Below are 13,517 nucleotides of genomic sequence, written 5' to 3' on the forward strand. Positions count from 1 at the left end.
CCTTAAAAACAAAGGCCGGATAACTCAGTTATCCGGCCTTTTGATTGCAGAGGCTTATGGCTTATTTAGCCAATACGCGCTGATGCAGCTCTTGCACTGACGTCACGTTAGTGCGATCGTCCGCAGCGTGTGCCATACAAGTGGCGAATGCGGCGTTCATGGTCGTGGTGTAGTTCACTTTGTAACGCAGTGCACCACGACGTAATTGACGAGAGTCTTCAATCGCTTGACGGCCTTCGGTGGTGTTCACAATGTAGGTGTACTCACCGTTCTTGATGCGGTCAAGAATGTGTGGACGGCCTTCGTGTACCTTATTCACTAAGCGTGGGTTGATACCCGCTTCACCTAGGATAACCGCTGTACCGTGGGTGGCATCGATTTGATAACCCAGCTCAATCAACTTAGCGGCTAAGTCGGCAACACGTTTCTTATCGCTGTTACGCACAGACAAGAGTGCACGACCAGACTTAGGCACTTCTGAAGTCGCACCTAACTGCGCCTTAGCATAGGCCTCGGCGAAGGTATCGCCCACGCCCATCACCTCACCCGTTGAGCGCATTTCTGGGCCTAACAGTGGGTCAACGCCAGGGAACTTGTTAAATGGCAGTACCACTTCTTTCACTGAGTAGAAAGGTGGGATGACTTCTTGAGTGAAGTTTTGTGCTTTTAAGCTTTGACCTGCCATCACACGGGCGGCAATCTTAGCTAACGGCACACCAGTGGCTTTCGACACAAATGGCACGGTACGCGCTGCACGTGGGTTAACTTCAATCATGTAGATTTCGTTATTCTTCACGGCAAACTGCACGTTCATCAGACCGACAACACCCAGCTCCATCGCCAACTTGCCGACTTGTACGCGCATGCGATCTTGGATTTCTTGGCTTAGGGTGTAAGGAGGCAGCGAACAACCTGAGTCACCTGAGTGAACACCCGCTTGCTCGATATGCTCCATAATCGCGCCGATAACCACAGTTTCACCGTCACAGACTGCGTCGATATCCACTTCGATAGCATCGTCTAGGAAGTGGTCTAACAGTACTGGTGATGCGTTAGATACGCTTACCGCTTCGTTGAAGTAGCGCAGTAAATCCTGTTGGTCGTAAACAATTTCCATCGCGCGGCCGCCCAGTACGTAGGATGGACGCACCACCAGCGGATAACCGATACGCTCGGCGGCAATTACCGCACCTTCTACCGTGGTGACGGTATCGTTTTCAGGCTGCTTCATTTCCAGGCGTTGAATCGCTTGCTGGAAACGCTCACGGTCTTCTGCACGGTCAATCGCATCAGGGCTAGTACCAATAATCGGCACACCCGCCGCCTCAAGGGCGCGAGCCAGTTTCAGCGGAGTTTGACCACCGTACTGCACGATAACGCCCTTTGGCTTCTCGATACGGACGATTTCTAACACATCTTCTAGAGTAACAGGCTCGAAGTACAGACGATCTGAAGTGTCGTAGTCGGTAGAAACGGTTTCAGGGTTACAGTTCACCATGATGGTTTCATAACCGTCTTCACGCAGTGCTAATGCCGCGTGCACACAGCAGTAATCGAATTCAATACCTTGACCGATACGGTTTGGACCACCACCTAACACCATGATTTTGTCACGGTTAGATGGGTTAGCTTCACACTCTTCCTCATAGGTTGAGTACATATAAGCGGTGTCAGTGGCAAATTCAGCCGCACAGGTATCTACGCGCTTGTAAACTGGGTGGATGTCGAAACGGTCACGCAGTTTACGGACTTCAGTCTCATTTACGCCAAGGACCGCCGCCAGGCGCGCATCGGCAAAACCTTTACGCTTAAGCTTACGCAGCAGTTCTTCGTTAAGACCGGCTAAACCGCCTTCGGCCACTTGGCTTTCCAGCTTAATCAGCTCTTCAATCTGGACTAAGAACCATGGGTCGATGTTGGTTAAACGGAAGATTTCATCCAAGGTTAAACCCGCACGCATCGCATCGGCAATGTACCAAATACGGTCACAGCCAGGCTCTTTTAGCTCGAGGCGGATACGGGCTAACGCATCAGGCTTAGACATGTCAGTAATCGGGTCTAAACCGTGACGGCTTACTTCTAAACCGCGCAGGGCTTTTTGAAGTGACTCTTGGAAAGTACGGCCAATCGCCATTACTTCACCTACAGACTTCATCTGAGTAGTTAAGCGGTCGTTAGAACCAGCGAACTTTTCAAAGTTAAAGCGAGGTACTTTAGTCACAACATAGTCAATTGCAGGCTCGAACGACGCTGGCGTTCGGCCGCCAGTAATATCGTTCATCAGCTCATCGAGGGTGAACCCCACCGCTAACTTGGCGGCAATTTTTGCAATCGGGAAGCCGGTCGCTTTTGATGCCAATGCCGATGAACGCGATACCCGTGGGTTCATCTCGATGATCACCATACGGCCATCTTTCGGGTTGATACCAAACTGTACGTTCGAACCGCCCGTTTCAACACCAATCTCACGTAGTACGGCCATAGAGGCATTACGCATGATTTGGTATTCTTTGTCAGTCAGAGTTTGCGCGGGTGCTACTGTGATTGAGTCGCCAGTATGCACTCCCATGGGGTCGAAGTTTTCGATAGAGCAGACGATGATACAGTTGTCGTTACGGTCACGAACCACTTCCATCTCGTATTCTTTCCAACCGATTAAGCTCTCGTCGATGAGTAGCTCTTTGGTTGGCGATAAATCGAGACCCTGGGAACAGATTTCTTCGAACTCTTCCTTGTTATAGGCGATACCACCGCCCGAACCACCCATAGTGAATGATGGACGGATAATACAAGGAAAACCCACTTGTTCAAGAACGCCATAGGCTTCTTCCATGCTGTGGGCGATGCCCGCGCGTGGACATTCTAAGCCAATGCTCTTCATGGCTTTGTCGAAGCGGCTACGGTCTTCAGCTTTATCAATCGCGTCGGCAGTAGCGCCGATCATTTCAACGTTAAATTCAGCCAGCACGCCTTTAGCTTCAAGCTCAAGAGCACAGTTTAGAGCGGTTTGACCGCCCATGGTTGGCAGAATCGCATCAGGACGTTCTTTGGCGATAATGTTACGTACTACTTCCCATTGGATTGGCTCGATGTAAGTGGCATCGGCCATTTCGGGGTCGGTCATAATGGTGGCAGGGTTAGAGTTCACCAGAATGACGCGATAACCTTCTTCACGCAGGGCTTTACAGGCTTGAGCGCCTGAATAGTCAAACTCACATGCCTGACCAATGACAATCGGGCCTGCACCTAGGATAAGAATACTCTTTATATCTGTACGTTTTGGCATTGCTTCTCTCTTCTCCTAGCTTGCGTATTACTTAGCGTTCTGACTTTTCGTTACAAGACGATAGTGTTCAATAAGCTCGATAAAGTGATCGAACAGTGGAGCCGCATCGTTCGGACCAGGGCTCGCTTCAGGATGACCTTGGAAGCTGAACGCAGGTTTGTCCGTCAGATGGATACCTTGCAGTGAACCATCGAACAGTGACTTGTGGGTCACTTTGATATTGGCAGGTAATGTGGCTTCATCGGCAGCAAAACCGTGGTTTTGGCTGGTGATCATCACGTTACCTTTTTCGATATTGCTCACTGGGTGGTTAGCACCATGGTGACCAAACTTCATCTTTAAGGTTTTCGCGCCTGATGCCAATGCCAGTAATTGGTGACCTAAACAGATACCGAAAATCGGCGTATCGGTTTTCAGGATTTGTTGAATCGCTTCAATCGCGTAGTCGCATGGCTCTGGGTCGCCAGGGCCGTTAGAGAGGAACACACCGTCTGGGTTCATCGCTAACACGTCAGCAGCGGGTGTTTTTGCAGGAACAACCGTCACATCACAGCCACGGTCAACCAACATACGCAGGATGTTTTGCTTAACGCCGTAGTCGTAGGCAACCACTTTGTATTTAAGCGCTTCTGCTGGAGTATCTTCAGGCAAACCGCCCACTAAACGCCAGCTACCTTTACGCCATGGGTAGGCTTTGTCAGTCGTGACTTCTTTCGCTAAATCCATGCCCTTTAAACCAGGGAAGGCTTTAGCAGCTGCAAGCGCTTTGGCTTCATCCAAGTCAGCACCCGCCATGATGCAACCCGCTTGGGCACCTTTTTCACGGAGGATTCGAGTTAATTTACGAGTATCGATATCTGCGATGCCAACAACATTGTTTGCTTTGAGATAATCGCTAAGGGTTTGTTGATTACGGAAACTACTTGCTATGAGCGGAAGATCGCGAATGATTAAACCACAAGCATGAACCCCATTGGATTCGACATCTTCATTATTGGTACCAGTATTACCAATGTGGGGGTAGGTTAAAGTTACTATCTGGCGTGAATAAGAGGGATCAGTTAAAATTTCTTGGTATCCCGTCATCGAAGTGTTAAAAACAACTTCACCAACTGAGAGACCATCGGCACCTATTGCTGTGCCAGTGAATACGGTTCCATCTTCGAGTACGAGTAAGGCAGACTTTGTCAACGCGACCTCCATAAAGAGCCAAGCCACTGAAATATAATGTTTTTATGTTATGTTAAGATACCAATTTCCGCTGATTTACGAAATTTTGACAAATTCCAGCGAGTTTACAGGATAAACTCAAACTCGTCTATACATTGGTATCTGAGTGCAAAAAAAAACGCCAAATGGCGTTTTTTAATTTTAATGTAAACCTAATACCTGCTGCATATCATACAGACCCGGTTTCTGCTCCACCAACCAATGAGCGGCACGCATAGCGCCGTTGGCAAAGGTCATACGGCTGGAGGCTTTATGGGTGATCTCTAAACGTTCACCAATATCGGCAAACATGGCGGTATGCTCGCCCACTAAGTCGCCTGCGCGCACAGTCGCAAAACCGATGGTTTCACGGTCGCGCTCGCCAGTGATCCCTTCGCGGCCATAGACAGCGCATTTTTCAAGATCACGACCTAAGGTCTTGGCAATCACTTCACCCATTTTTAGTGCAGTGCCAGATGGCGCATCTTTCTTATATCTGTGGTGACCTTCGATAATCTCGATATCAGTGTAATCGCCCATGACCTCAGCGGCCAACTCAAGCAATTTCCACATCAGATTGACACCCACAGACATATTCGGCGCCATCACCACCGGCGTTTGCTCGGCAAAGGCATTGATTTGTTCTTTTTGAGCATGATTGAAACCGGTAGTGCCGATCACCATGGCTTTCTTATGGCGTACGCACCAATCTAAATGGACAATACTGGCCTCTGGCGCAGTAAAATCAATCAGCACATCAAAGTCATCGGTCGCATAGTCAAGCGAATCCATGATAATGACATTTAACTTACCCACACCGACAAGCTCGCCCGCATCCACGCCAATTAAGCTTGAACCTGAACGCTCAATCGCCGCGCCTAAGCGAATGTGCTCTTGACGATAAGCCGATTCAATAAGAGTCCGTCCCATGCGTCCACCCGCACCGACAATTGCAACTCTCACTTGTCCACTCATTTCAATCTCCTCAATCTTTTTTGTCTTCCATACAAAAACGCCTAAGACTGGCTTAGGCGTTTCAATCACATTAGACGATGTCTAATAACTCGACTTCAAACACTAAGGTTGAGTATGGAGGAATAGAAGCACCCGCACCACGCTCACCGTAAGCTAAGTGATGTGGAACGAATAATTTTAACTTGGTGCCTACTGGCATCAGTTGCAGTGCTTCAGTCCAGCCAGCGATAACGCCAGATACAGGGAATTCAGCTGGTTGACCACGAACAACAGAGCTGTCGAACACGTCACCATTGATGAAAGAACCATGGTAGTGAGTACGAACAGTATCTTCGTAGGTTGGTTTTGCACCGCTACCTTGAACTAATACTTCGTATTGCAGACCAGAGTCAGTCACGATCACGCCTGCACGCTTAGCGTTTTCCACTAAAAACGCTTCGCCTTCAGCAGAAGCCGCAGCAGCTGCTTGCTCTTGAGCCGCTTGAATGCGACGGCTGATCTCAGTGAATGCAACTTGCATATCTTGCATAGATACAGCGCTTTCAACGCCAGCAAACGCATCGGCTAAGCCTGCTTGAACGGCAGCAATATCTACACCGTCAAAAGAATTGGCAGCCAGTTGCTCGCCCATTTGACGACCAACACCATAGCTTGCTTGCTGTTCAACAGTACTGAATTTATCAGACATAATTAACGACTCTCAATGTTCAATGGAATTTTGCGCGCCAGTTTACCATAGTTCCACGCCCTATGCTGATAAACTGACTGCTTATTTAACTTTGGCGGCGATTTTACGTAACCGATGCGTATTTATCCAGCAATAGAGCCTAATTGCGGCAAGATAAGGCCTGCATCTAAACGATCGCCACGCTCTGAATGACTATTTAGGCAACACGCATTGGTTTTTGATATTCGCCTTTGCGCTCTGATACAAAGGCTGCATTTGCCCCTGTAATTGCTCGAGTTGGGCGATGCGGTTGCTGTTGGATGGATGCGTTGATAACAGCTCTGGCCCTTGGCTACCACCCGCTTTCGACATATTGTGCCACAGCACCACACTCTGGGCAGGGTCAAACCCTGCCCGCGCCATCAGCTCCAGCCCCATGACATCCGCCTCACTCTCCTGAGCGCGGCCAAAGGGTAAAATCACCCCGACCTGCGCACCAAGCCCCAAAGCAGACATATATAAGTCACGGTTTGAGACGCCGCTCGCGCCAAGGGCGGCATCGGCGATTTGCATCCCCATCCCCGTCATCTGCGCCCGTGAGACCTGTTCATTACCATGCTGCGCTAATACGTGGGCCACTTCATGGCCTAACACGGTCGCGAGTTGATCCGGCGTGCTCGCGACTTTTAATAATCCGGTATACACGCCAATGTGTCCGCCAGGCAGCGCAAAAGCGTTAACTTGCTCGGAGTTGAATAACACGACATCCCACTTCTGGCTTTGATCGGGCAGCACAGCAGTCACCCGATTCGCCACGCAATTTACGTACTGGGTGAGTTTTTTATTGCTGCTAATCTTTTGCTGCTTTTTCATTTCTTCAAAAGAAGCATCCCCCATTTGCTGCATTTGCGATGCCGAATACAGTAAGGTTTGGCCACGCCCCGTGGGCGATTTAGTGGTCGCGCAGCCCGATAATCCTAACGTGAGTCCAACCGCCACTAAGGCGAGTGTTATTGATTTCATAGGGAACTCCTTAATCCGAACGAGGCTGAAGCTAGCAGACTCAACTAATCATGATTAAGATTTTACTGAGATAGCAAGCAGAAGCCAAACGAGATTCAGAATCTTGTCTGGTAGCACGAGTGAGCCTAGCGCCATTAACGTGCAATATATTCTTCCCTTAACATGGCATAGAGATACTCATCGCCCCATGCGCCCTTAAAGAAGATGTTTTTCACATAATGGGCTTCGCGCCGAAAGCCGAGTTTTTCGAGTAATCTACAGCAGGCAAGATTGTCTACATCGGTTATCGCAATAACACGATGCTTATTTAATTCCACAAAGAGATAACCCAGCAATGCGCTGACGGCCTCAAACGCAACCTGCTGGCCTTGATACTCAGGCGCAATCGTAAAGCCGATTTCCATTTGCTGCTCATCGATAAAATGCAGCGCCAAATCGCCCACTAAGGTGGCAGGCGTTGCAAGCGATCCCTCAGAGACAATCGCCAATTGAAACCAAGTGTCTGCCGCGCCAAATTGCGCGTAATCCATGTTCTCGAATAACGAGACAGCATCGCTATAAGAGTAATCCGTCCAGCTTTGATATTTGGCGACCTTAGGCTCGGCTCGATAGGCGGTAAAAGCTTCAAGATCCGCTCGCTGAAATGCTCGAAGCGTAAAACGTTGGGTGGTTAAACCATGAGTTACCATGTGGTAAAGTGCGTTACCTATCGCCAATGTCGACGCCATGCCTGTTCCTATAAATGTAGTAATCCACGTTCCGAGGTTAACTATATAGTTTACCCAGCGGAAACAGGTAAACAGCCGCCAATAAGTGCTAGCAGTTTATGGATAGCAGCGCGGGCTTACACTCAACGCTTACCTTTAAATGCCTTGACGCTGTGCTTATTAAGACTGCGACGATTCGCCTGTTTATCCCGAGGTGGGCGCTTAGGCGCAACGTTATGCTCAGCACCATCCTCTCTGGATCTTTCGCTCTGTTTATCGGTCACCGGAAAGTCCGCCAATGATGCTAACGGTAACTCACGCGCCGTCAAGTTGCGGATCGCGGTTAAGCTTGGCATCTCACCATGGCACACCAAAGAGATAGCGAGCCCTTTGGCGCCCGCCCTTGCGGTGCGGCCAATACGGTGCACATATACAGGCGCACTGGTGGGTAAATCTAAATTGATCATCACTGGTAAGGCATCAACATGAATCCCTCGGGCCATTAAATCCGTCGCCACCACCACTTGAATACGATTGGCTTTAAAGTCGGCCAAGGTTTGGCTGCGCACGGTTTGATCTTTTTCACCGTGCAGTGCAGCAGCATTTATCCCCGCCTTAACGAGTCGTTTCGCTATCGCATCCGCATCATCGCGGGCACTGATAAACACTAGCACTTGCGGCCATTGATATTGTTTGAGTAACGCAATCAATGCCTGCGCCTTACTGCCCTTATTGACTAAATACAGTCGCTCTTCTATTTCGGCTGCGACAGCATTGCGTGTACTGGCCTCAACCCGCAGGGGATCATTGCTCAGCAATTTACCCGCCAAGGAATCCAACGCCTCTGGCAAGGTGGCTGAAAACAGTAAGGTTTGCTTACGCTTAGGCATCATAGCCATCAGCTTTTGCACATCAGGCCAAAATCCCATTTCCAGTAAGCGGTCGGCTTCGTCTAGCACTAGATATTTTATCGAGTCGAGACTGATATAGGACTGCGTGCATAAATCCAATAAGCGCCCAGGGGTTGCCACCACAAGCTGCGGATTAGCGGCAAGTTCGGCTAATTGCTCTTCCTGCGCGATGCCGCCACAGAGGAGCTGAATATTCAAAGAAGACGATAACTTACTCGCCAGCGCGTGCAGCGCCTCGCTCACCTGCTGCGCTAACTCACGCGTTGGCACCAACACTAATGCCAGTGGATTAGCCGCAGGCACGGATTTAGCCATTATTTGCGCAGCAATTTGTTGCCAGAGGATTTGCAGCAAAGGTAAACCGAAAGCCAAGGTTTTACCGCTACCGGTTTGCGACAGCGCTAACACATCTCGCCCCGCAAGAATCGCCGGAATCGCTAATTGCTGTACCCGTGTCGGATGCTTGAGCGCGGTAGGCAATACTGAACATAACGCCACATTGACGCCAAGCTCGGCAAAGGTTAACGACTCTGGGTAAGACTCTGTGGAAGGAAAAGGCTTAGGAATGGTCATCGCAACACCAATAAAAACATGGGAGCGAAAGTTTACGCAGAGTTGGCTGTTAATACCAATGTTGTTTCGGCTTTGACTAAAGCCTTGGGATAGTTTTCGACGGTATATTTAGGTATTCACGTTAGGCCACTAAGAAGCCTTAAGTTTTAAATTTGTTTAAATATCTGAGCCAAAAACAAAATCAAAGTCAAAATCAAAGTCGTGGGGCTTCACCCCACACCCGACCAAGAGGGGATCAACAGCAATTCCCTCTTGGATCTCCCTTGCCGCCCCTAGCGAAGTTACATGCATTGGTTACTAGCCTTGGTCTTATGGATAAATGGCTATCGCTTCCGATGGTACATCCTGAACCCCGAAAGCTAGCCGGTCATCCATGACCGGACTCACGCAATTTATTCCAACGCCCCGCGGCAACTTCGCAGGGGAAGGTGAACTCCTGAATTTGCAGTGTTAGCAGTTAGTCTCAAAAGAAATCTGCCCGTCCTTTCTTTTAATGAGGGCTATTCAGCTCTGCCGATAAAATCATGCAGTATAGGCCCTAGCTCTTGATCTTCAATGATGCACCAACTTATAAATGCACTATAAGGAGAAGAAGCTTTAAGAAGCAGCTTAATGCGTTCTAGAGCCATTGTTTTTTCATCTTCTAATGCAACTGGGTCATAGTATTTGTTTAGCTGGTCTAAAAGTAAGTTGTACTGAGTAAAAACTTTTTTTCTCAAAAACGTTCCTGAGATTTCTTTATTTGGAGTATGTTCACTATTAAAAACCCTTGCTAAGAGTTCAGCTGTCAGCTGGGTCTTGCCATCGTTATTCTGTGCCTCAATGATTAGCTTTTTCGCGAATGGTGTTGATGGTGGTAGATGCTTTATAGCCCGAACGACATCAATATCCTCATTACAGCAATCAAGAAGATGATCATACTTAGCAAGTTTAATGTTATTACATCTTCCACACGAAAAATACAAATTAGTCCAGTCAAACTTTAAACTTTGATCACCTTCATGCGGAATAAAGTGCTCAACATTTATGTCCTGAGGCTCACATGTTTCACAGATATAGCATTTTTTATGGAATACCTTGTTCAGAGCATCCCAAACATCTTTAGAATCATACTTAGTTCTAGCTGCCAGTGATGCTGGAGTAGGTTCATTTCTTACAACGTTGAACATATGACTACCCCTTTACTTTATTAATTGCCAGCTTTGCTGAATTTACAAAGTAAAGCGACTCAGAATCTAATGACTCTTTATCTTGAGGAAGTTGCGCTAAAATATTCTGAACTGAAATGACATCAATAGGTTTTCTATCCAATAATTTGGCTAAAGCTTCAATGTTTTTCTGAAGTAAATTAGAAACAGGTAGTACGCCAAATAACCCTTCTAATACAGCTTCGTATGAATACATTGATAAATCTTCAACTTGTTTAAGCTTAGACAAATCATAAATGACAGCATTATCAACAGAAGACACTACAAACGGAGAATGCGTAGTAACGATAAATTGTACTTTCGGAAATGCTTTTGTGAGAAATGCTAATATTTTCTTTTGGATTGAAACATGAAGATGAGCATCTATTTCGTCAATTAACACTATTCCGACTAGCTCATATGGGTCTATAGAACGTAAAGTAACCTTGGTAATCAAATCAGCATAAATTGCCATGATTGAAGAAAACCCAGACGATAGGTTTTGGAATGTGAATGGCACTTTATTTGGTTGATGAATCTCGAAAGACAATGAGTCAGATTGGAATACTAATTTTAGATTTTCATCTTCAAAAAGGTTCTTTAAGTCAGCCTCTAACTTTATAAACCACTTTTCAATACGTGTTGCTTCTTCTGGATCATTGTTGATTTTTTTGGATTCTGAAAAAGCTTGGTTAGCAATACTTGTAACTAAGAATTCCTCAAATATAGAAGAACTCGTTTTTTGTTGATGTAGATTTGTTACTGTGCTTTTATCCTTCTGTTTGAGGCTATCCAGAGAGGAAACAGAAGATGGTTTAAGAATGTCAGATTTTCTACTTGCTTCAAACGAAAGGAGGACTGCATGGAAATCCTTGTATTTTAATATTATATCCTCGAGTTCAGATACGGTAACAGGCGGACACTTAAGTTCATCTATTTTCTGTTTAACAGTTTCGAGGTGTCTTAGATAAGCATCATAGCTTTGATCTGCCTGTCCCACGCTCCTTATGAGGCTCTCATAATTTATTTGCTGTGCCTCTAGACTCACTAAAGTTGAGTTATCTCTTTTTACTATTCGGTCATTCAATTTTTCAAAAACATATCGTAATAACTGTGTTTTTCCACAACCATTACCACCAGTTAAGATCAATGTTTTTCCATCGACGTTAATATCCACTTCTTTATCAGAGTATGGAATTTTGGTTTTAATTTTAGTTAAATAGCCAGACATAATGTTACCTCAAATGATATAGGCTCGATTGTATAGTATTTACCCTGAGAAAAATCGGACAGGCATAACTTTTATGCCTGAACAATTTACAGATTACAATTAGAGTCTAAGGAATACACCATCCCCTCGGAGTTGCCGCGGGGCGAATAGGCAAATTGCGTGAGTCTCGCCATGGATGGCGAGCTAGCTTTCGCAGGTGCAGGGGCGAATGAAAATCGGTGATTTTCGCGCTTATGAGCGAGAGGCTGGGACTGCCGAACTGGAGGGCTTTACATGGATGTAAAGTGGAGCCTTCGGAAGCGATAGCAAATTTGGCTATGAGCACAAGGGGCTTTCAACTCCGTTGGGGACGCCGAGGGATTTCCAAAAGGGGAACAGGCGCTTTTCCCCTTTTGGTCGGGTGTGGGGTGAAGCCCCACGACTTTGACTCACCTCGGCCGCAAGGCCGCCTTTCCCAACAAAAAACAGATATAAAAAAGCCCCGCTAGTGTTAAACACTGCGAGGCTTTATTTATCTAGTGCGCAGCTAACTAACATAACAGCAGCGCCAGCAAACCTAATTAGCTATTTAGGTCTTGGAAGAACTTCTTCACGCCATCGAAAAAGCCCTCAGCCTTTGGGCTATGCTTCTTTGATTCGCCGGTTAAGGTCGCTTCAAACTCGCGCAGTAATTCTTTCTGACGCTCGTTGAGGTTGACTGGCGTTTCCATCACAACTTTGCAGAGCAGGTCGCCCACGGCATGGCTGCGAACCGATTTAACCCCTTTGCCACGCAGACGGAACATACGGCCCGTTTGAGTTTCGGCAGGGATCTTGAGGCTGACTTTACCGTCCAGTGTTGGGACTTCAATCTCGCCGCCGAGCGCCGCTTTGCTGAATGAAATCGGCACTTCGCAGTAGAGGTTGTTGCCATCGCGAACAAAGATGGCATGTTCACGCACACTGACCTGAACGTATAAATCGCCCGCTGGGGCGCCAAACTCGCCCGCTTCACCTTCGCCCGCTAAACGAATACGGTCGCCAGTGTCGACACCTGCTGGGATCTTAACTGACAGTGTCTTCGTTTTTTCGACACGGCCATCGCCATGGCACTTAGTGCAAGGGTCTTTAATGATCTTGCCGCGACCATGGCAGGTTGGACATGGCTGTTGCACGGTAAAGAAACCTTGGCGCATTTGCACTTGGCCTTGACCATGACAGGTTGTACAGGTGGTCGCCGACGTGCCTTTTTTCGCACCGCTGCCATCACACACATCACAGCTGGCTAAGGTTGGAATACGCAGTTCTTTGGTGAGACCTTTTACAGCTTCTTCCAGTGATAACTCTAGGTTGTAACGTAAATCTGAGCCGCGGGCTGCTTGGCGTTGACCGCCACGACGTCCACCGCCGAAAATATCGCCAAAGACATCACCGAAAATATCACCGAAATCGCCCGCGCCGCCGTAGCCACCACCACCGCCGCGATTGGGATCCACACCCGCATGACCAAATTGGTCATAGGCCGCTTTTTTGTTGGCATCGGTAAGGATTTCGTAGGCTTCTTTAACTTCTTTAAAGCTCGCCTCGGCAGCTTTATCGCCAGGGTTGCGGTCGGGGTGAAACTTCATTGCCAAACGCTTGTAAGCTTTTTTAATTTCACGTTCGCTGGCGTCACGACCAACGCCTAATACTTCGTAATAATCTCGCTTTGACATAATCTCATGCTTCTCAGCTTAAGTTGAACGAACGGGCGTTAGGGTTTCCCCGTA

The 13,517-nt window shown here is 47.5% G+C and carries 10 protein-coding genes; all 10 read right to left on the bottom strand.

All coding sequences use genetic code 11. The features are described from left to right. Positions 1-61: 61 nt before the first annotated feature. The 10 genes from carB to dnaJ all read right to left on the bottom strand — a co-directional run bounded on the left by carB (position 62) and on the right by dnaJ (position 13,463). A complete protein-coding gene (gene carB / locus KXJ80_RS18545; RefSeq protein WP_218737230.1) occupies positions 62-3,286 on the bottom strand; it encodes a carbamoyl-phosphate synthase large subunit in 3,225 nt (1,074 codons plus the stop codon). A gap of 27 nt (positions 3,287-3,313) precedes the next feature. Next, the gene (gene carA, locus KXJ80_RS18550) at positions 3,314-4,489 is read right to left on the bottom strand and encodes a glutamine-hydrolyzing carbamoyl-phosphate synthase small subunit (RefSeq protein WP_203432100.1); all 1,176 of its coding nucleotides are present in this window, start codon (positions 4,487-4,489) and stop codon (positions 3,314-3,316) included. 168 nt (positions 4,490-4,657) lie between these two features. Then, positions 4,658-5,470 carry a 4-hydroxy-tetrahydrodipicolinate reductase gene (dapB, locus tag KXJ80_RS18555; RefSeq protein ID WP_218737232.1) on the bottom strand — a complete coding sequence of 271 codons (813 nt, stop codon included), beginning with the start codon at positions 5,468-5,470 and terminating at the stop codon, positions 4,658-4,660. 70 nt (positions 5,471-5,540) lie between these two features. Continuing rightward, positions 5,541-6,158: a BamJ family beta-barrel-assembly machinery protein gene (bamJ, locus tag KXJ80_RS18560; RefSeq protein WP_037415090.1), complete on the bottom strand. Its 618-nt coding sequence runs from the start codon at positions 6,156-6,158 to the stop codon at positions 5,541-5,543. A gap of 192 nt (positions 6,159-6,350) precedes the next feature. Further along, positions 6,351-7,160: a M48 family metallopeptidase gene (locus KXJ80_RS18565; RefSeq protein ID WP_218737233.1), complete on the bottom strand. Its 810-nt coding sequence runs from the start codon at positions 7,158-7,160 to the stop codon at positions 6,351-6,353. Between the two features lie 134 nt (positions 7,161-7,294). Further along, a complete protein-coding gene (locus KXJ80_RS18570) occupies positions 7,295-7,888 on the bottom strand; it encodes a GNAT family N-acetyltransferase (RefSeq protein ID WP_218737234.1) in 594 nt (197 codons plus the stop codon). Positions 7,889-8,010: 122 nt separating this feature from the next. Continuing rightward, the gene (locus KXJ80_RS18575; protein ID WP_218737235.1) at positions 8,011-9,351 is read right to left on the bottom strand and encodes a DEAD/DEAH box helicase; all 1,341 of its coding nucleotides are present in this window, start codon (positions 9,349-9,351) and stop codon (positions 8,011-8,013) included. 500 nt (positions 9,352-9,851) lie between these two features. Then, the gene (locus KXJ80_RS18580) at positions 9,852-10,520 is read right to left on the bottom strand and encodes an HNH endonuclease family protein (RefSeq protein ID WP_218737236.1); all 669 of its coding nucleotides are present in this window, start codon (positions 10,518-10,520) and stop codon (positions 9,852-9,854) included. Between the two features lie 4 nt (positions 10,521-10,524). Next, positions 10,525-11,769 carry an AAA family ATPase gene (locus KXJ80_RS18585; protein WP_218737237.1) on the bottom strand — a complete coding sequence of 415 codons (1,245 nt, stop codon included), beginning with the start codon at positions 11,767-11,769 and terminating at the stop codon, positions 10,525-10,527. A 560-nt stretch (positions 11,770-12,329) separates the two neighbouring features. Then, positions 12,330-13,463 (bottom strand): molecular chaperone DnaJ, encoded by a 1,134-nt coding sequence (gene dnaJ, locus KXJ80_RS18590; RefSeq protein ID WP_037414972.1) that lies wholly within the window; start codon positions 13,461-13,463, stop codon positions 12,330-12,332. Between the last annotated feature and the right edge of the window lie 54 nt (positions 13,464-13,517).

It is taken from the genome of Shewanella xiamenensis, from assembly GCF_024971755.1.
Lineage (GTDB): Bacteria > Pseudomonadota > Gammaproteobacteria > Enterobacterales > Shewanellaceae > Shewanella > Shewanella xiamenensis.

Excerpts from the sequence above, each read along its gene's own strand:
- carB (WP_218737230.1), bottom strand. The coding sequence starts at position 3,286 with ATGCCAAAACGTACAGATATAAAGAGTATTCTTATCCTAGGTGCAGGC.
- carA (WP_203432100.1), bottom strand. The coding sequence starts at position 4,489 with ATGGAGGTCGCGTTGACAAAGTCTGCCTTACTCGTACTCGAAGATGGA.
- dapB (WP_218737232.1), bottom strand. The coding sequence starts at position 5,470 with ATGAGTGGACAAGTGAGAGTTGCAATTGTCGGTGCGGGTGGACGCATG.
- bamJ (WP_037415090.1), bottom strand. The coding sequence starts at position 6,158 with ATGTCTGATAAATTCAGTACTGTTGAACAGCAAGCAAGCTATGGTGTT.
- KXJ80_RS18565 (WP_218737233.1), bottom strand. The coding sequence starts at position 7,160 with ATGAAATCAATAACACTCGCCTTAGTGGCGGTTGGACTCACGTTAGGA.
- KXJ80_RS18570 (WP_218737234.1), bottom strand. The coding sequence starts at position 7,888 with ATGGCGTCGACATTGGCGATAGGTAACGCACTTTACCACATGGTAACT.
- KXJ80_RS18575 (WP_218737235.1), bottom strand. The coding sequence starts at position 9,351 with ATGACCATTCCTAAGCCTTTTCCTTCCACAGAGTCTTACCCAGAGTCG.
- KXJ80_RS18580 (WP_218737236.1), bottom strand. The coding sequence starts at position 10,520 with ATGTTCAACGTTGTAAGAAATGAACCTACTCCAGCATCACTGGCAGCT.
- KXJ80_RS18585 (WP_218737237.1), bottom strand. The coding sequence starts at position 11,769 with ATGTCTGGCTATTTAACTAAAATTAAAACCAAAATTCCATACTCTGAT.
- dnaJ (WP_037414972.1), bottom strand. The coding sequence starts at position 13,463 with ATGTCAAAGCGAGATTATTACGAAGTATTAGGCGTTGGTCGTGACGCC.